A 17,854-nucleotide genomic window follows, 5' to 3' on the forward strand; every position below is an offset into this window, starting at 1 on the left:
GGTACCTAAGAACAATGATTTATGACTTTTGCATCATCGGCGGCGGCATCGTCGGCCTGGCTACGGCGATGGAGATCCTCAAGCGCCAGCCCGACGCTTCGCTGGTCATCCTGGAAAAGGAAAACGTCCTGGCCAAGCACCAGACCGGGCACAACAGCGGGGTGATCCACGCCGGCATCTACTACGCTCCGGGCAGCCTCAAGGCCGACCTGTGCAAGCGTGGCGCCGAGGCCACCAAGCAGTTCTGCAGCGAGCACGGGATCAAGTTCGAGGTCTGCGGCAAGGTGCTGGTGGCGTCCAACGCCCTGGAAGTGCAGCGCATGGAGGCCCTGTACCAGCGCTCGCAACAGAACGGCCTGAAGGTGGAGCGCCTGGACGCCGAGCAACTGCGCCTGCGCGAACCGAATATCGTCGGCCTTGGCGGGCTGTTCCTCGACGCCACCGGCATCGTCGACTACCGCGAAGTCTGCGACACCATGGCCCGGGTGATCCGCCGCGAGGGCGGCGAGATCTGCCTGAGCCAGACCGTCACCGCGATCCAGGAAAGCGCCGACAGCGTCACCGTCAGCAGCCATGGCGGCAGCTGGCGGGCGAAGAAGCTGGTGGCCTGCGCCGGCCTGCAATCGGATCGCCTGGCGGTGATGGCCGGGGTGAAGATCGACCACCAGATCATCCCCTTCCGCGGCGAATACTTCCGCCTGCCGGCGTCGAAGAACAACATCGTCAATCACTTGATCTACCCGATCCCCGATCCGGAGCTGCCGTTCCTCGGGGTGCACCTGACCCGCATGATCGACGGCAGCGTTACCGTCGGCCCCAACGCGGTACTGGGCCTGGGCCGGGAGAACTACAGGAAGTTCTCCATCAACTGGCGCGACGTGGCGCAGTACGCCAGCTTCCCCGGTTTCTGGAAAACCATCTGGCAGAACCTCGGCTCCGGCACCACCGAGATGAAGAACTCGCTGTTCAAGTCCGGCTACCTGGAGCAGTGCCGCAAGTACTGCCCTTCCCTGCAAGTGGAAGACCTGCTGCCTTATGAGGCGGGGATCCGCGCCCAGGCGGTGATGCGCGACGGCAGCCTGGTGCACGATTTCCTGTTCGCCGAAACCCCGCGCATGTTGCACGTGTGCAACGCGCCCTCGCCCGCCGCCACCTCGGCGATTCCCATTGGCTCGATGATTGCCGACCGGATTTTCCAGGCCGCCTGAAACACCCCGCGCCATCACCTTGCAGCGCAGTGCCCCGGCACTGCCAAGCGGGCCGCGTGTCGCCGCAATACCCCTTGGCCGCCCTTTAGGGCGCGTCGCGCAAGGCTCGCGTCAACTCGACAATAACTACAATGATTCATGAGGATGTACGGATATGACCGCAGTTGAAACCAGCAGTACTGCAGCGGAAACCCCACAGCAAACCAAGAAACGCCTGCGCAAGGTCGCAGCGGCCACCATCTTCGGCTCGATGCTGGAGTGGTATGACTTCTACCTCTACGCCACCATGGCGGCCATCGTCTTCTCGAAAATCTTCTTCGATAACAGCAACCCGAAAAGCGCCACCCTGATGGCCTTCTCGACCTTTGCCATCGGCTTTATCGCCCGCCCCTTCGGCGGCATCCTGTTCGGCTACCTGGGGGACAAGTTCGGCCGCAAGCAGGTACTGGTGCTGACCTTCTGCCTGATGGGCGTGTGCACCGCGCTGATCGGCCTGATCCCCAGCTACGCATCGATCGGCATCTGGGCGCCGATCCTGCTGGTGGCAATCCGCATCATCCAGGGCCTGGGCGCCGGCGCCGAACTGTCCGGCGCGGCGGTCACCTCCTATGAACACGCCAGCGAGGGCAAGCGCGGCAGCCAGGGCGCCTGGCCGGCGCTGGGGCTGAACCTGGGCCTGCTGCTGTCGTCGCTGACCATCTACCTGCTGACCATCAACGGCAACGACTTCCTGCTGGCCGGCGGCTGGCGCATTCCGTTCGTCTGCAGCATCGTCCTGGTGGCCGTCGGCCTGTGGGTGCGCAACAGCATTCCGGAAACCCCGGAGTTCAAGGAACTGAGCAAGGAAAGCCAGAAAGCCAAGGCCTCGCCGCTCAAGGCGCTGTTCAAGAACGACCTCAAGGGCCTGGCCGTGGTGTTCTTCGTGGCGGTGGGCTACAACGCCCTGAGCTACATCTTCAAGACCTTCTCCCTGGCCTACCTGACCCAGTACAAGAACGTCGATGTGCACGTCACTTCGCTGTCGGTGACCATCGCCAGCCTGATCGCCATCGTCGCCGTGCCGTTCTTCGGCTGGCTCTGCGACAAGTGGAGCAGCAAGACCGTGCTGATCCTCGGCGGGCTGTTCTCGGTGCTGTTCGCCTACCCCTTCCTGGCCCTGCTCAACACCGGTGAGAGCCTGATGATCTACATCGCCATCGGCGTCGGCACCGGCATTCTGGCGCCGATGATGTTCGCCCCACAGGGCTCCTTCCTCAGCCGCCAGTTCCCCACCGCGACCCGCTCTTCGGGCTTCGGCACCGGGCGCGAGATCGGCACCGCCATCGCCGGTGGCCTGGCGCCGCTGGGCGCTCTGTCCCTGGTGACGGCCTCGGCCACCCACTCCACCGACGGCGTGGTGATCATTCTCGCCGTCGCCGCGGTGCTGGTGGTGGTGTTCGCCTTCCTCGACCAGGGCCGCAAGCACTCGGCCTTCAAGAACTGAGGCTGGACCCAACCCTGCCCGGGCCGCTCCAACGGCCCGGGCAGACTTTGCTAAGGTGGCCGCTGAACCCGCATTACAGGCCACCCCATGTCACCCGATAGCGCATTCGGCGTCGATGCCGACGGCTTGATCGCCCTTCCTGCCGAACCACCCCTGCAGCCCGAGTACCGAGCCCTGCTCGACGAGCTGTGCGCCGCCCTCACCGCTCCCGCCAGCCCGCCGCTGCATAGCCTGTACCTGTACGGCAGCGTCGCCCGTGGCACAGCCTGGCCTGGAGCTTCCGACCTGGACCTGTGCCTGATCCTGCAAGATCCCGCCGACCCGGTCGCGTGCCAGCATCTGGAAAACCTGCGCCAGGCCCTGCAAGCGCGCCACCCGCTGGTGTCGAAGATCGATTTCGATATCGGCGACCTCAACCAGGTGCTGGAAACGCGGAACCTCGACAGCTGGGGCTATTGGCTCAAGCACCATTGCCGCTGCCTGTGGGGCGAAGACCTGCGCTCGCGCTTTGCACCTTTCAGGCCCAGCCGGGAGATTGCCCTGGCGGTGAACGGTGACTTTCTCGCAGTGCTGGACGACTACGCCGAGCGCATCGACCGCGAACAGATGCCCGCCGAAGTCCTCCGGCTGCAACGGCAGGCCTCGCGCAAACTCGTTCGCGCCACCAACCTGCTGCGCCAGGAGCAGGAGCCGAGCTGGCCCCAGAGCCTGGATGAGCATGTGTGGCTGTTTGTGCAGCGCCATCCCGAGATGCGAGGGCCCATCGGCGAGTTTCGGCAAATAGCCGAAGCAAAGACATTAGCCTGTGACGGTTTCACCACGCGCTTACGGAACATCGCACAGTGGATGGCTCTACAAGCCTTCCCAGACTCTGCAATTTAGTTAACTACTGCTTCAGCTCACCAAGACACTGGCCTGACAGAGGGATAATGCGGCCCTGAAGGCTTCGGCACCTGTCTTGCAAAACTCCAGCTGAAGGCATGGCAAGCCCCTTATTGGCAATCACAAGGAGAATCAAAAGTGCTATCCCAAAAATTGATCAATGCACTAAAGAGCTCGAAGGGTATTGCAGACAATCACTATCTAGAACAACTACAACCAGCCTTGGCAGAACTTGATCAGGCCTACCAAGGCAATCCAGCACTCACTGAATATGTCATGCAACTGGACGAACTCCTGTCCAAGCCTCATTTCGAGCTGGAACCGCACCTCACCAACAAATTTGCACAACTATTGGGTGAGGCACATTTCTGGTTGCTCTGCACTCAGGCAGAGCTGAACCTCAAGCGCGTCTGCGAACAGAACGGCAAAAGAACCCCAGACTTCGAATTGTGCTCACATCCCGGCGAAGCTTTTTTTGAAGTCAAGACGCTTTCTGTCGCGACAGGCGACCTAGGAGTGGCCAAAACCATTGCCGACTCTCTGCTGACTCAACTCGATCTGGAAAGGCAGTTGCATGCAGGCAAGAGAGTCGCTTGCGCAACAACCGAGATCGCATCCTATGGGGAACAGGATCATGGCTGCCCAGACTTATTGCACGCCACACGGGTGCTGATTGAAAAGGCTCGACAAAACTTCAAGACAGATCAGTTCGCCAATCCAAATACATTCCTCGTACTGAATCTTTGCATGCTGCACCCGATCGAAAGCCACCCCCGGATACTGCGCCCCTCCTATCCTGATCTCGATGGCCAATACCCCACTTCAGTCACCGGTCAACTCTGGGCGCTCGCTTTCGGACACCCCGAAATGCTTGTACAAGGCCATTCTGAATTCGAAGGCAAGCCCTTTGTACTCGGCAAACTGGACAAAGAAGGAATCTTGCGCGAGTTCGAAAATATCAAAGGCATTCTCTTCATGATCCACCCGTTGCAAGAGCCTGCTTGTGTCTGGGCGCTGCTACGCAGCTACGAGAAGTTGAATGATGAAAACCCGCAACTGCTCGAAGAAATTCTGCGCCTTACAGGCATCCATCAGTGGAACGATGAATTGGATTGCAACGGCTTCGTCTTGAACTGAAATGCCGCGTTCAAGGAGAGCCTGCGGGCCCCACAGACCTCCTGCACTCTCCGAGACTGGTGCCTGACATTCAGATCTGCAGCACCTCGACTCCCTGCCGACGGTAATCCTCGATATCCCCGGTGATCACCTCCTGCTCGGTAATCAGCCGGTGCAAGCGGTTGCATGGCACCACCACGAAGGGTTCCATGGCGCCGAGCTTGTCGGCGGTGGTCACGGCGATGACCTCGCTGGCACTGTCGAACATTGCCTGCTTGATCGGCACCTCGTCGAAATGCAGGGAGCTGATGCCGATCTCCGGGTGGATCGCGCAGACGCCGGTGAACATCAGGTCGGCCTTGATCCCTTGGATCATGCGCAGTGCTTCATGGCCGCTGGCGGACAGGGTTGCCGGGTTGAGCTGGCCACCGGCGAGAATCACCCTGACCTTGGGGTACTCGGCCAGGGCCACGGCAATCATCGGCGAGGCGGTGACCGCGGTCAGGCTGATGCCCGCCGGCAGCGACTGGGCGATGTGCAGGGTGGTGGAGCCGGAATCGAACAGCACCGTCTGGCCGTCCTGCACCCATTGCACGGCATATTGCGCCAGGCGCAGTTTCGCCTCATTGGTTTCGCCGACCCGGGTGAAATAGTCCTTGCCGCTGTCCTTGGGCCGCGGCAGCGCGCCACCATGGACCCGCTGCACCAGGCCGCCGGCATCCAGCTCCGCCAGGTCGCGGCGGATGGTGTCTTCGGACACCGCGAAATGCCGGCTCAGTTCGGCGGCCATGACCTTGCCGTCGCGCTCCAGCAGCAGAAGGATTTTTTGCCGACGCAAGGATGGCAGCTCGGCTGGCGCGTGTTGACCTTGCATGTTTATGCCCGTTATTGCGTGTTTTCGCCAAGCTACACAGACACTCGGGCAAAAACAAGCAACCCGATCAGTTGATCAGCTGCGGCGCCCGTGAGCGGTACAAGGCCGCTTCCCCGAGGCGCTCGCGCACCAGCGCCTGGGCCTGGCGGGTCATCTGGTCCAACTGCCGGTCGCGCTTTTTCTCCGCTTCCAGCATGGCCTTGCGCCCGTGCTGGGCCAGCAGGTAGGTGTGGATCTGCCGCACTTCCACCGACTGGTAGATCGGTGCCACATCCAGCACCGCCAGCAGGCCGTTGCTGCCATGGTCCCGGGTGTTCATCAGCACCTGCGGGCCGCGGGCGCCCAGCAGCTGGAAGCCCAGGGCCTCGAAACACCCCACCTTGGCCACGTTGCAGGTAAGTTCCGCATGGGGGTAACGCGCCAGCATGGCTTGCAGCATCTGCCGGGCAATGCCCTGGCGCCGGTGGCCTTGCCGCACCGCCATATACGCCACGGCGCAGGCCTGGGGATCGTCCTTGACCGGCAGGTACAGGGTGAAACCCAGCACCTGGTCCGGGGCCTGTGGGTCGGTGGCCACCACCAGCTCCACCGCGATCCCCCGGGAACCGTCCATGGCCTGCAGGTACAGGTGCACCTCATAGCCGACGCCGTACTGGTACAGGTTGTACAGCGGGTTGCTCGGGGCGATGGCCACCGCGCTGACGTCGGTGATGTAGTCCACCACCATCTGCTGGATCTGGCTCTGGATGGCTTCGGGCGGCGGGGCTTGGAACAGGGTGATGCTGGACATCGAGGCGGTGACTCCGAGGGTTGGGGCATGCCCGGCTACGGCGGGCGCGCCATGATAACCCGGCGCGGGTGACACAGGCGCACAACCGGGCAGCGCATCGGGTGCGTGCATCGGCGAAAAAGCGCGAATGGGATCGGGAGCAAGAGACTGGCTGGCTGCGGCTATGGCGGGGCCATGGCCGCAACCGGCACAGGATACGGATGCACCGGGGCATCCGCGGTGCCCCGCCCGACGAACGCGGGCGGGGCCGAGGGCTTACAGCGCCATGTCGGCCGCTGGGTTGCTCTCTGGCTTGGCCAGGCTGGCCGGAGCCTGAGGCGCCGCGCCCTTGACCGGCGGTGGCGGGGTCAGTTGCAGCACTTCAGCGGTGTAGGCCCATTCTTTGGCCACACGCTCAGGGCTGTCGTTCAGCGCAGTACCGTAGCTCGGCACGATCTGCTTGAGCTTCTCCTGCCAGGCCGGGGTCGCGACCTGGTCCTTGAAGACTTTCTGCAGCACGCTGAGCATGATCGGCGCGGCGGTCGAAGCACCTGGGGATGCGCCCAGCAGGCCGGCGATGCTGCCGTCTTCGGAGGCCACGATCTCGGTGCCCAGTTTCAGCACGCCGCCCTTCTCTTCGTCACGCTTGATGATCTGCACGCGCTGGCCGGCCTGCCACAGGCGCCAGTCTTCCTGCTTGGCGTTGGGGAAGTATTCCTTCAGCGCGGCGAAGCGGTCGTCATCCGACAGCATCAGCTGGCCGGCCAGGTATTCCACCAGCGGGTACTGCTCGATGCCCACCTTGGTCATCGGCCAGAAGTTGTGGGTGGTGGTGCTGGTCAGCAGGTCGAAGTACGAACCTTCCTTGAGGAACTTGGTGGAGAAGGTAGCGAATGGGCCAAACAGGATCACCCGCTTGCCGTCCAGCACACGAGTGTCCAGGTGCGGAACCGACATCGGTGGCGCGCCGACCGAAGCCTTGCCGTAGGCCTTGGCCAGGTGCTGCTCGGCCACGCTGGCGTTGTCGGTCACCAGGAACGAGCCACCCACCGGGAAGCCGGCGTATTCGTTGGCTTCAGGAATGCCCGACTTCTGCAGCAGGTGCAGGGCACCGCCGCCGGCGCCGATGAACACGAACTTGGCGTCAGTCTCGGTTTTCGAACCGTCCTTGAGGTTCTTGTAGGTCACGCGCCACGAGCCGTCTTTATTGCGCTCGATTTCCTGCACTTCGCTGGACAGTTTCAGCGCGAAGTTGGGCTGGGCTTGCAGGTGGGCAACGAACTGGCGAGTGATCTCGCCGAAGTTGACGTCGGTGCCGATCGGGGTCCAGGTCGCAGCGATCTTCTGCGCCGGGTCACGACCTTCCATCATCAGTGGAACCCACTTCTTGATCTGCTCGGCGTCTTCGGAGTACTGCATGCCGCTGAACAGCGGGCTGGCCTGCAGGGCCTCGTAGCGGGCCTTGAGGAACTTGATGTTGTCATCGCCCCAGACGAAGCTCATGTGCGGGGTGGAGTTGATGAACGAACGCGGGTTCTTCAGGACGCCGTTCTTGACCTGCCAGGACCAGAACTGCCGGGAAATCTGGAACGCTTCGTTGATCTCGATGGCCTTGGCGATCTCGATCTTGCCGTCCTTGCCTTCCGGCGTGTAGTTCAGCTCGGCCAAAGCGGAGTGGCCGGTACCGGCGTTGTTCCAGCCGTTGGAGCTTTCTTCTGCGACGCCGTCCAGGCGCTCGACCATCTCCATCGACCAATCCGGCTGCAGCTCATTGAGCCAGACCCCCAGGGTCGAACTCATGATGCCGCCACCGATCAGCAGCACATCCACTTTCTTCGGCTCAGCCGCGTGCGCGGTCGTGAGGCCTATCGACATCGCCAGCCCGATCAGGGCCGTGTTCACTTTCTTAAACATTCTGAGTACCTACGATAGAACGCCATCCGCCGCCCCATCCTCGATCCTGCGTACTCCGGTGATTGCGAAACAGTCATTTCGCAGGTCCTGGACCAACACATTCAAAAGAACTGGAGGGTGGGCACACAAGGCCGACGAGACAGGCTCGACCTCAGTTTTATATCGCTCCGGCGCTGACTTCTTGTCGTTCTTGGCTTCAGCTACTTGAGTGACAGTGTTTCTCAGGGCACGTCACGGGACGCAACCAACAGGCAGTTTCCCCCTGCCCGACCTTGCGCGCCGCAAACTGCCGGACGAACAAGAATGACGCCCGCAACTGCGGGGGCCAACAGGAAATTAGGGGTCGGGTTCAACCAAAGAGGTAAACGAACACTGCCTGGCATTACATTCGGCGGGGTCGTGCAGACACTCCCACAGCCTTGCAAGGGACCCGAACAGGCCACTTGAAGCTAAGCACGGGTAAGGTATTTCTGCACAAACGATGAACCGATTCAGCGCAAGAATATCATTACGGCATCAGCCTGTCTTGGCCGGAGCCACGAGCCGCCCGCCCGGGAAAACCTCGACGCTGTACGACACCTGCCGCAATCAATGCGTCACAACGACGCTGGCCGCCCCTCATTCAAAGCGGCAAATGCGCCTTCGCCAAGAGGCGACCTTGATGCATGATGGCACCGCGCCACAACACCACCTTCACCCATTTACTGCAAAGGACGGCCATGCCAGGTATCGACAGTGTTGCAACAGAGTTCCGCGCGTTCCTGAAGTCCTGGGAACAGGAGCGCCCGCACCTTCCCTCGGCCCTCAGCGTGCTCGGCAATGGTTTCGAGGGCTGGCTGAAGTTCGAATTCTATTTCTGGCTGATCCAGCACCGGGGGTTGGCCGGGCCACGCGACGGCTGGCTCGGCGACGTGGGCGTGGAATACAAGGTCGCCCTGGACCAGCGCTGGTCCGACATGGACATTCACCATAAGCAATGTGACCTGTGGATCCGCGACGCAGACAAGCAGCGCTTCCACTTCATCGAACTCAAGGCGCCCTTTGCCAACGCCAACCAAGGCAAGTTGTTCATCTCGGCATCGGACGACTACTGGTACATGACACGCCTGAAGGCCAAGGAAGAAAAGGTCGCCAGCGGCAGCGTGATCATCTTCGGCGTCGGCTTCACAGAGGATAAATGGACAAAGCATCTGGAGGCGGTCGAGGAATACACCGGCTGGGTCGAACACGCCTCCCGCGATATTGGCGAAGTACCCGGGGTCGAGAACCTGCGCTGGGCCGTGCTGACCATGCACTACCCCAGCTAGCTGCAATCCGGCCTTCGATCGTTCAGGCAAATTGGATAGGATGCTGCGCTGCAACGCCGGGAAAGCACCCGGCGCCGCGCCCCCAAGAACAACAAGGAACAACCATGCACCCGACCTCACTGCAAGACACCACCGCCCCCGAAGGCGTGTGCTTCGGCTGCGGCAGCAGCAACCATCACGGCCTGCACATCAAGAGCCACTGGCACGAGGACGGTGTGCACGTGGTGGCCGAGCACCTGCCCGACGCCAAGTACTGCGGCTGGCCGGACCTGGTCTACGGCGGCCTGATCGCCATGCTGGTGGACTGCCACTCCAACTGGACCGCCATGGCCTACCACTACCGCAACGAACAGCGCGAGCCCGGCAGCCTGCCACGCATCGACTGCGTCACCGGCAACCTGGGCATCAAGTTCATCAAGCCCACCCCCATGGGCGTGCCCCTGACCCTGCGCGCCAGGGTCGAGGGTGAAGTAGGCCGCAAGAGCCAGGTGATCTGCGAGGTGTATGCCGGCGATGTGCTGACCGCCATTGGCGATTCGGTCTTCGTGCGGGTCGATACCAGCCAGCTCGCGGCAGCGGCTCACGGTAGAGACGCCTGAGCCGAGGGCCTGGGAAGGCGGCCGGAACTATCGCCCATGCAGGTGGGACAGGTGCCCATAGCCCGCCGCTCGGGCAAAATCCGCCAGCCGCCACAACGAACCGTTGGCCCCCCAGGTGCCATCAGCCACGTCATCCAGCAGGATCGAGGTCATCAGCATTCGCGGATCGTCCTCTGCCAGACAGGCGGCCAGCGCCTGATGCAAGCCCTCGACATAGGCCTGGCGCTGGGCAGCATCGAGCACGCCCGCCGGGACCTTGACCCGGACCATGCAAGGAACCGCCTGGGCACTGGAGTCGGCACCTCCACAACTCCAGAAGCCCGGCGCCAGCTCTTCCAGCAGTACCCAGCACAACGCCCGCTGACGGGGGTCATCACCTATTTGCTCCACCGTCAGGGCCACTTGGGTAACCTCTTGCAAGACCTTGGCACGCTGCCGGGCATCGAAAGCGCCCTGGGGGATCTTGATCAGAATATTAGGCATCGGCATCACCACTTACACAGAAAAGGAGCGGCTATTGAGCCTGTGCTCATCCCTGGCCAACAGCGACCGATTCGACATCTTTCATGCATAATCCGCCAATGAACGATTTCACCGTCTTGCTCCTACCCGGTTCCTTTGCCTCCAGCGTCGCCCTGACCCTGGACATGCTTTCCAGCGCCGCGCTGCTGGCCCCACGCCTGGGGCTCGGGGCTCCGCGCTGGCGGGTTTGTGCCTTGCAGGCTGGCCAGGTAGCCCTGGGCCAGGGCCTGCTGCTCGAGGTCGAGGCCCTGGATGCCAGGGACGATGATCGGTCCTGCTGGATAGTGCCGGGGCTGGGCATTGACACCCCCGAGGCCATCGCCCAGCGCCTGCTGCAAGCAGACATTGCCCCGTTGCTGGATGCACTGCGCGATCATCTGGAACTCGGAGGCGAAGTGGCGGCATCCTGTTCCGCCGTTTTCCTGTTGCAGGCCGCCGGGCTCCTGCCCGGGCGCCGGGTTACGACCTCCTGGTGGTTGGCGCCGCTGCTGCAAGAGTGGGCCGTCGACACCAAGGTGGATCCGGACCAGATGGTTGTGGTCGACCCTCCGCTAACCACCGCCGGAGCAGCATTTGGCCAATCGGATTTGATGCTGCATCTGCTGCGCAGCCGTTTCGGCACGAGCTTGGCAGACGCGGTGGGGCAGACGCTGCTGATTGATCGGCGGCAATTGCAGGCACCGTTTCGGGTACCGGCAATGATGGCCCAGGGCAACACCCTGATCAGCCGGCTTACCGCCCATATCGAAGCCGGCTTGCCAAACCTGCCCAGCGTCGGCGAACTGGCTGCACAGTTCAGCATGTCCGAACGGACCCTGGGTCGCCAGATACGCAAGGTCACCGGCCACAGCAGCTTGCGCCTGATCCAGAATGTGCAACTGAACCGGGCGAGGGCTCTGTTGCAAAGCAGCAAATATTCGGTGGAGCGCGTGGCCGAACAGGTGGGATACCAGGACGCCACGGCCCTGCGCCGGCTGATGCGCAAGTTGCTCAACGCCACTCCGAGGCAATTGCGCTGAGCCCACCACGGTCCCCAGGCAAGAGGACTTTTGATACATTGCCGCTCCCTTTCTTTCGAACAGGACACCTGCCCTGACCATGGACATTCAGGAAATCCAGCGCCGCCTGGCCAAGCCGGCGCTGCAATTGATTCCCGGCGGTTTTCGCCCCTCCGGCAGCGACGAGGAAAGCTGGCTGGGCCAGGTTTTTCTATTTCGCGAGGATGAAGAGCTGCCGCGCAACAGCGCCGGGGAAACCCTGCTGCCGTTCGCCCAGTTCTATCTGCCGGCGCTGCCCTTCCATAGCCCGCTGCTGGAAGGCGTGCGGGTGCTCACGGTGTTCGTCGCCAACCCCTTTCCCGAGCCCCTGGAACCCATGGGCGAGCGCTGGCTGATCCGTGAATACCGTGCCGAGGATGTGCTGGTGCGCAAGGACCTGACTGCCCCCGGGGCCTTTCTCAAGCCCTTCCCGCTCAAGCCCGAGGCAGTGCCCGCAGACTTTCCGCTGTGGGACGGCGGTGGCGTGCCAGAGGACCTGGAGCGGGAAATCCTCGAACTGGAAAACTCCGGGCAGATCGAGTGCTACTACGACCTGGTGAACCATTGCTACCAGCACAAGCTCGGGGGCTACCCCTCGTTCTGCCAGTCGGGAATCGATGTCGGGGACGGCTTCGAATTCGTGATGCAGATTTCCTCCGACGCCAAGATCAACCTCAACGTGGTGCACGGCGGCAGCCTGATGTTCTGGAAGCATCCCGGCAGCGGCGAATGGGCGCTGTACTACGACTTCTATTGAGGCGCAGCGGCTAACACCGATTTCATCCACCGGCGGATGAAATGCCCCGGCGCCGGGTGCATCATGGGCGCTGTCCATTTCCCAGGAGACTTGCATGCCCATGCGCTCACTGTTCTTGCCCGCCGCAGCCCTTGCCCTGGGCTTGCTGGCGGCCACCGGCGCCGCCGCCGACGACCAGTCGCAACTGATCGAATCGATCAACGCCTACCGCAGCCAGCCGCAACGCTGCGCCAACCAGGCCTCCTCGGAGCTGCCGCCGCTGACCGGCGACCCACGGCTGACCCTGCCGGTGGACAACGTCGGTGACCTGCAGCAGGCCCTGGCCCGGGCGGCCTACCCCATGGTCAACGTGCAGGCCATCAGCCTGTCCGGCCCCCGGGATGCCCAGGCGGCGATGCAGGCGGTACGCGAGAGCTTCTGCCAGGTGGTGCTGGACCCGCAGTTCGTCGATATCGGTGTCAATCGCCAGGCCAACCAGTGGCGCATCGTGCTCGCGCGACCGCTGCTGTCCGCGCGCCTGGGGGACTGGCAGGCCGAGGGCCAGCAACTGCTCGCGCAGATCAACAGTGCCCGCGGCCAGCCCCGGCAATGCGGTGGCCAGGGTTTTGCCGCCACCGCGCCCCTGGCCTGGAACGCCACCCTGGGCACCACCGCCGAGGAACACAGCCGGGCCATGGCCAACCAGAACTACTTCGACCACAAGGACCATGACGGCCGCACCCCGGGTGACCGCGCGGAACTGGCAGGCTATGCCGGCCAGCAGGTGGGCGAGAATATCGCCGCCGGCCAGGACACGGTGCGCAAGGTGGTGGACGGCTGGCTGGCCAGCCCCGGGCATTGCGCCAACCTGATGAACCCGGCCTACAGCGAGCTGGGCGCGGCCTACGCGGTGGACCCGAAAAGCGATGCCGGCATTTACTGGACCGCGATGTTCGGCGCGCCCTGAGCCCAGTGCCTGGGCGTGGCTGCTACACCCTGAAGCAGCAACCAGGCCCCCAGGACAACGAAGGAGCGACACTCACTCACCCCGGCCTGCGCGGTGCGCGGCCGGTTGGCCCGCACAACCATCGGTCGGCCGTCCTCACGGTGCGCCCGGGGCTTCTATGCTTGTAGCCCTGCCTTCGGATCATTCGCTCTCCCTCACACAGGAACGCTGATCATGCAAACCTTCGGTTACGCAGCGCAGTCCGCCGGGGTTCCCCTGGCGCCTTTCACCTTCCAGCGTCGCGCCCTGCGCGCCAACGATGTGGCGATGGAAATCCTCTATTGCGGGGTCTGCCACTCCGACCTGCACCAGGCGCGCAACGACTGGGGCGCCAGCCGCTACCCCATGGTCCCGGGCCACGAGATCGTCGGCCGGGTCACCGCCGTCGGCCCCGAGGTCAAGCAGTACAAGGTCGGCGACAGCGTCGCCGTCGGCTGCATGGTGGACTCCTGCCAGGTGTGCGACCAGTGCCGCAAGGGCGAAGAACAGATGTGCCGCGAGCACAATACCCAGACCTACAACGGCCTGGACCGCATCACCCGCGAGGTGACCTACGGCGGCTACTCCAAGCACCTGGTGGTGCGCGAAGAATTCGTCCTGCGGGTGCCCGAAGGCCTGGACCTGGCCAAGGCCGCGCCGCTGCTATGCGCCGGCATCACCACCTATTCGCCGCTGCGCACCTGGAATGTCGGGCCCGGCAGCCGGGTCGGGGTCATCGGCCTCGGTGGCCTGGGGCACATGGCGGTCAAGCTGGCGGTGGGCATGGGAGCCAAGGTCACGGTCCTGAGCCGCAGCGCCGACAAGCGCGCCGACGCCCTGGCCCTGGGCGCCGATGCACTGCTGGTGTCCAGCGACCCGCAGGCCATGGCCCGCGCCCAGTCGAGCTTCGACCTGATCATCGACACCATTCCGGTGCGCCACGACGTCTCGCCCTACATGCCCCTGCTGGACATCGACTGCACCCTGGTGATCGTCGGCCAGGTCGGGCCGATCGACGAACAACTGACCCTGCCCATGCTCCTGGGCCGGCGCCGGCTGGCCGGTTCACCCATCGGCGGCATCGCCCAGACCCAGGAAATGCTCGACTTCTGCGCGCGCAAGAACATCCTCCCGGACTGCGAAATGATCGCCATGCAGGACATCAACCAGGCCTTCGAACGCATGGAACGGGCCGATGTGCGCTACCGCTTCGTGATCGACATGGCGTCCCTGGGCAGCGGCGCCTGAAACCCGGCCTGGCACCAGCAGTGAACGCTCGCAAGTGAATGAAGGGTCGATGACGGCACCCTTGCCTATTGCTTTGCACCGCCGTGTCGATAACCCGTCACACCGCTCCCTCTGGCGCGCCGCTGCCCGCATCCGGGCCGCGACGCACCAGAGGGGGTGACCGACTTTCATTCGATAGCGAGACGATTCAATGGTTATGTTCCTGATCCTGTCAGGGCTGGCACTTACGGTGGCGATGCAGTTCGCGATTTTCTGCGTGGCCCTGAAGAATTCTTTGGGCAATGCCATCCTCAGCCTGTTCATTCCCTTCTATGTGTACGTCTACGCCAGGAAAGACCCGCAAGCCCGGCCCTTTCTCTGGGGCTGGTACCTGGGCATAGCGCTGCTGGTCGCGGGGGTTCTGGCCTCGGCCTAGGCACCGCGCCACAGGCTGCCCCCGGCCAGGCACAAAGCAAAAGCCCCGAACATTCGGGGCTTTTTTTCATCAGGCCTGCCTGCAATTCATTTGTTGGCCGCCATCTGCCCCGCTTCGCCCTGGCTCACCAGGGCCTTGAGCGATGCGTCGAACTGCTTCAGGGCATCGACCTGCAACTCGGTCTGCTGGTTGATCTGCGCAGCGATCTCCGGCGCCGCCTTGCCCCGTACCCAGACCGACGGCAGTTCCTTGGCCTGGATCCCGGCTGCCTGGCCGATGTACTGCAGGTTGGCGTCATAGAACTTGGCGATGAAGCGCGCCTCGACCTTGCTGTTGCGCTTGGTCACCAGCTGGTTGTAGGTATCGAGCATCACCACCACATCGGGGTGGGCCTGGACCACCGCGTCAAGGCTGTCATAGACGGTCACCGAACCGAAATGCTTCTGCAGCGAAGCCATCAGCCAGTCGATTGCCCGTTTCGGGTCCGAGCTGTTGACGAAGGCTTGGCTGATGCGCGGATCGAGGCCGGCATTCTTCGCCCCGTTGAGCGCTACCGCATGGTAGTGCTCCAGGTATTGCAGGGTGCTGATGGTGTTTTCGCTGTACAGCACGCCTACCGACTGCGCGTGCTGCAGGTCGGTGCTGCTGTCGGCCATGGGCAGGAAGTGGCAGGAGGCGTCGTCAGTGGCGAGGGTGGCCGCAGAAGCCCCGGTTCCCGCGATCAAAAGCACCACGAGGGTCACTAGAGTCGAGATTCTCATCGGGTGTTTCCTTCTGCAGCAAGCACGGTGTAAGCGCTATCTTCCTCCTTTGCCGGAAAAACGGAACCTGCACTTTTTGATGATAACTATCGATTGCAGCAATGGTTGACAATGGGCACCGATGCGCCTCGAAGGCGGTGGCCTGCGCCGCTCGCGCCCTTCGATAAAGCCGTCAATTTCTGGCATACAGCTCGCCCTGGCCCCGATAGAATCAAGCCCCCTTTTTCTGCAAGACGAGTCCGGACCATGGATGCTCACTCGATACTGACCTACACCCTGGTGGCAGCCATCGCCATCGCCAGCCCCGGCCCCGCTACCCTGGTGGCGCTGCACAACAGCGTGGCCTACGGCGCCAAGTCCACTATCTGGTCATCGTTGGGCAATGTCAGCGGGCTGTTCTGCATGTCTGCCGCGGCCATGCTCGGCCTCGGGGCACTGATCGCCAGTTCCGAATGGATTTTCAACGCGGTGAAGATCGTCGGTGCCGGCTACCTGTTCTACCTGGGTGCCAAGCAGCTGTTCAGCAAGAGCCAACTGCTGAGCGAAGCCAGCGCAGACAGCACCAAGGTCGGCAAGCCGCCGCGCCTGAAGCTGTTCAAGTCGGCCTTCCTGACCGCCGCCACCAACCCCAAGGCGACCATCTTCTTCACCGCCCTGTTCCCCCAGTTCATCGACCAGCACGCCGCGCTGCTGCCGCAGTTCTTCATCCTGACCCTGATCTTCATGGCGCTGTCCCTGACCTCCCTCAGCGTCTACGCGGTGCTGGCCTCCCGGGCCAAGGGCGTGCTGACCCGGCCGGCCCTGTCCAAGTGGGTCAACCGGGTGGTGGGTTCCACCTTTATCTTCTTCGGCACCACCATCCTGGCCATGCGCCGGCAAACGGCCTGAGCCCTCAGGCGCGATGCAAATAGACCTGCTCAAGGAATCGCTGCTGGGCCACTGGGAAACCACTGCCGGCGTGCTGCAATGCGAATTGCAGTTCGGCAGCCGCCTGGTCTACGTCCAGCACCCCAGCAACGAACCGCCCCAGCGCCGGCTCGCGACCGCGCAGCAAGGGGTGCAGGCCGCCTGGGACGACATCCCCCAGGCCCTGGCCTTTGCCGAGCGCCTGTGCGTGCCCGGCATGCGCAAGGTCTGGCAGCTGTACGCACAAGGCCTGCTGTCGTGCCCGCCACTGGAGGTCTACTCGATTCATTTCGAGATCAACAGCCCTTACCCGTCCTACACCATTTCCCAGAACCCGGGTTTCGACTGGGAGACCAGCCTGACGGTGGAGGACGAGCAGGGACAGGTGCACCGCCTGTCTCTGGCCGAGTACGAACCTGGGGAAGACTTCTGGCTGAGCGTGCGGCGCCTGGGCGCCGGCCAATTCCAGAGCGATACCTGATCAGCCCTTCTTTTTCTGCAAGGCCTTGAGCCGGATGCCGGCCCGCTGCACGGCGGCCATTTTTTCCGGGCGCTTCATGCGCTTCCATTTGCGGATGTCGTCCTTGCTGCGCCCGCAACTCAGGCACAGGTCGCCACTGAGCTGGCACAGGGCGATGCAGGGGTTGTCGATTTCCTTGGCCATGGCTCAACCCCGGCCCGGGCGCAGGCGCTTCAGGCGTTGCGCCCAATCGCCACCATTGATCCGCCGGCATTGCTCTTCGCTGTCGAAGAACACACGGGCTTCCAGGGCGTCGAGGTGAACATCGGCCTCTTCCAGGGCCCGGGCCGTCAGTTCGAGCATCCGCGCGCCCTGCCCGGCCGTCAGGGCCTGCTCCTTGTGGGCCTGGGTGTCGAAGACCCAGACCACCACCAGGCTCGCCGCGAAGGCGGCGTAGTCCACTTCGTGGGTCAGCCAGGAAAAACCGACGATTTCGGCCTTGGCGGCTTCGCAGGCTTCGGTCAGGGTGGCGGCCAGCAGGCGCTCCGCGGCCGCCTGCTGGCGTTTGTTGAATGGCATGACAAGCCTTGAGTCGCAGCTAAAAGGCCGCACACCATACCTCAAGCCACTCG

The 17,854-nt window shown here is 63.2% G+C and carries 20 protein-coding genes; 13 read left to right on the plus strand and 7 right to left on the minus strand.

Features of this window, described 5'->3' with window-relative positions; genetic code table 11:
• Nucleotides 1-14: 14 nt before the first annotated feature.
• From lhgO to M2395_RS08840, 4 genes are all read left to right on the plus strand, one after another.
• Nucleotides 15-1,208, plus strand: coding sequence for an L-2-hydroxyglutarate oxidase (lhgO, locus tag M2395_RS08825; protein WP_123430983.1), 1,194 nt, complete (start codon nucleotides 15-17; stop codon nucleotides 1,206-1,208).
• A 154-nt stretch (nucleotides 1,209-1,362) separates the two neighbouring features.
• On the plus strand, nucleotides 1,363-2,691 hold the full coding sequence (locus M2395_RS08830) for an MFS transporter (RefSeq protein ID WP_015635186.1): 1,329 nt from the start codon (nucleotides 1,363-1,365) through the stop codon (nucleotides 2,689-2,691).
• A gap of 87 nt (nucleotides 2,692-2,778) precedes the next feature.
• Entirely contained in the window at nucleotides 2,779-3,573 is a 795-nt protein-coding gene (locus M2395_RS08835; RefSeq protein ID WP_123430984.1) for a nucleotidyltransferase domain-containing protein, read from the plus strand.
• Nucleotides 3,574-3,711: 138 nt separating this feature from the next.
• Nucleotides 3,712-4,710, plus strand: coding sequence for a hypothetical protein (locus M2395_RS08840; protein WP_081007125.1), 999 nt, complete (start codon nucleotides 3,712-3,714; stop codon nucleotides 4,708-4,710).
• A 70-nt stretch (nucleotides 4,711-4,780) separates the two neighbouring features.
• Here M2395_RS08840 and M2395_RS08845 read toward each other — a convergent pair whose 3' ends face one another.
• From M2395_RS08845 to mqo, 3 genes are all read right to left on the minus strand, one after another.
• Entirely contained in the window at nucleotides 4,781-5,563 is a 783-nt protein-coding gene (locus M2395_RS08845) for a DeoR/GlpR family DNA-binding transcription regulator (protein ID WP_123430985.1), read from the minus strand.
• 67 nt (nucleotides 5,564-5,630) lie between these two features.
• Nucleotides 5,631-6,353: a GNAT family N-acetyltransferase gene (locus tag M2395_RS08850; RefSeq protein ID WP_123430986.1), complete on the minus strand. Its 723-nt coding sequence runs from the start codon at nucleotides 6,351-6,353 to the stop codon at nucleotides 5,631-5,633.
• 255 nt (nucleotides 6,354-6,608) lie between these two features.
• Nucleotides 6,609-8,246, minus strand: a complete 1,638-nt coding sequence (gene mqo, locus M2395_RS08855) for a malate dehydrogenase (quinone) (protein WP_011060725.1) — start codon at nucleotides 8,244-8,246, stop codon at nucleotides 6,609-6,611.
• Nucleotides 8,247-8,911: 665 nt separating this feature from the next.
• Between mqo and M2395_RS08860 the strand changes: the two genes are divergently transcribed.
• Both M2395_RS08860 and M2395_RS08865 read left to right on the plus strand, forming a co-directional pair.
• On the plus strand, nucleotides 8,912-9,553 hold the full coding sequence (locus M2395_RS08860) for a hypothetical protein (RefSeq protein ID WP_011060724.1): 642 nt from the start codon (nucleotides 8,912-8,914) through the stop codon (nucleotides 9,551-9,553).
• A 104-nt stretch (nucleotides 9,554-9,657) separates the two neighbouring features.
• Nucleotides 9,658-10,152, plus strand: coding sequence for a PaaI family thioesterase (locus M2395_RS08865; protein ID WP_011060723.1), 495 nt, complete (start codon nucleotides 9,658-9,660; stop codon nucleotides 10,150-10,152).
• Between the two features lie 27 nt (nucleotides 10,153-10,179).
• Here M2395_RS08865 and M2395_RS08870 read toward each other — a convergent pair whose 3' ends face one another.
• The gene (locus M2395_RS08870; RefSeq protein ID WP_174394996.1) at nucleotides 10,180-10,635 is read right to left on the minus strand and encodes a tautomerase family protein; all 456 of its coding nucleotides are present in this window, start codon (nucleotides 10,633-10,635) and stop codon (nucleotides 10,180-10,182) included.
• Nucleotides 10,636-10,733: 98 nt separating this feature from the next.
• Between M2395_RS08870 and M2395_RS08875 the strand changes: the two genes are divergently transcribed.
• The 5 genes from M2395_RS08875 to M2395_RS08895 all read left to right on the plus strand — a co-directional run bounded on the left by M2395_RS08875 (nucleotide 10,734) and on the right by M2395_RS08895 (nucleotide 15,095).
• On the plus strand, nucleotides 10,734-11,693 hold the full coding sequence (locus tag M2395_RS08875; protein WP_123430988.1) for a GlxA family transcriptional regulator: 960 nt from the start codon (nucleotides 10,734-10,736) through the stop codon (nucleotides 11,691-11,693).
• 79 nt (nucleotides 11,694-11,772) lie between these two features.
• Nucleotides 11,773-12,468 carry a hypothetical protein gene (locus M2395_RS08880; RefSeq protein ID WP_123430989.1) on the plus strand — a complete coding sequence of 232 codons (696 nt, stop codon included), beginning with the start codon at nucleotides 11,773-11,775 and terminating at the stop codon, nucleotides 12,466-12,468.
• Between the two features lie 100 nt (nucleotides 12,469-12,568).
• Complete coding sequence (locus tag M2395_RS08885) at nucleotides 12,569-13,414, plus strand: CAP domain-containing protein (protein WP_185057797.1); 846 nt, start codon at nucleotides 12,569-12,571, stop codon at nucleotides 13,412-13,414.
• A gap of 213 nt (nucleotides 13,415-13,627) precedes the next feature.
• Nucleotides 13,628-14,680: an NAD(P)-dependent alcohol dehydrogenase gene (locus tag M2395_RS08890; RefSeq protein WP_042941187.1), complete on the plus strand. Its 1,053-nt coding sequence runs from the start codon at nucleotides 13,628-13,630 to the stop codon at nucleotides 14,678-14,680.
• Nucleotides 14,681-14,870: 190 nt separating this feature from the next.
• Entirely contained in the window at nucleotides 14,871-15,095 is a 225-nt protein-coding gene (locus M2395_RS08895) for a hypothetical protein (protein ID WP_011060717.1), read from the plus strand.
• Nucleotides 15,096-15,181: 86 nt separating this feature from the next.
• Here M2395_RS08895 and M2395_RS08900 read toward each other — a convergent pair whose 3' ends face one another.
• Nucleotides 15,182-15,856: a hypothetical protein gene (locus tag M2395_RS08900; protein ID WP_015635178.1), complete on the minus strand. Its 675-nt coding sequence runs from the start codon at nucleotides 15,854-15,856 to the stop codon at nucleotides 15,182-15,184.
• Nucleotides 15,857-16,102: 246 nt separating this feature from the next.
• Here M2395_RS08900 and M2395_RS08905 point away from each other — a divergent pair, with 246 nt between their 5' ends.
• Together M2395_RS08905 and M2395_RS08910 are read left to right on the plus strand one after the other, a co-directional pair.
• A complete protein-coding gene (locus tag M2395_RS08905) occupies nucleotides 16,103-16,744 on the plus strand; it encodes a LysE family translocator (RefSeq protein WP_041752171.1) in 642 nt (213 codons plus the stop codon).
• A 13-nt stretch (nucleotides 16,745-16,757) separates the two neighbouring features.
• Nucleotides 16,758-17,243 carry a hypothetical protein gene (locus M2395_RS08910; protein WP_019094446.1) on the plus strand — a complete coding sequence of 162 codons (486 nt, stop codon included), beginning with the start codon at nucleotides 16,758-16,760 and terminating at the stop codon, nucleotides 17,241-17,243.
• Here the strand turns inward: M2395_RS08910 and M2395_RS08915 are convergent, their stop codons facing one another.
• Complete coding sequence (locus tag M2395_RS08915; RefSeq protein WP_011060713.1) at nucleotides 17,244-17,426, minus strand: DUF1289 domain-containing protein; 183 nt, start codon at nucleotides 17,424-17,426, stop codon at nucleotides 17,244-17,246.
• Nucleotides 17,427-17,429: 3 nt separating this feature from the next.
• Nucleotides 17,430-17,801, minus strand: a complete 372-nt coding sequence (locus M2395_RS08920; protein WP_169893671.1) for a hypothetical protein — start codon at nucleotides 17,799-17,801, stop codon at nucleotides 17,430-17,432.
• Nucleotides 17,802-17,854: the final 53 nt, after the last annotated feature.

The sequence above is a fragment of the Pseudomonas sp. BIGb0176 genome, from assembly GCF_024810175.1.
Lineage (GTDB): Bacteria > Pseudomonadota > Gammaproteobacteria > Pseudomonadales > Pseudomonadaceae > Aquipseudomonas > Aquipseudomonas protegens.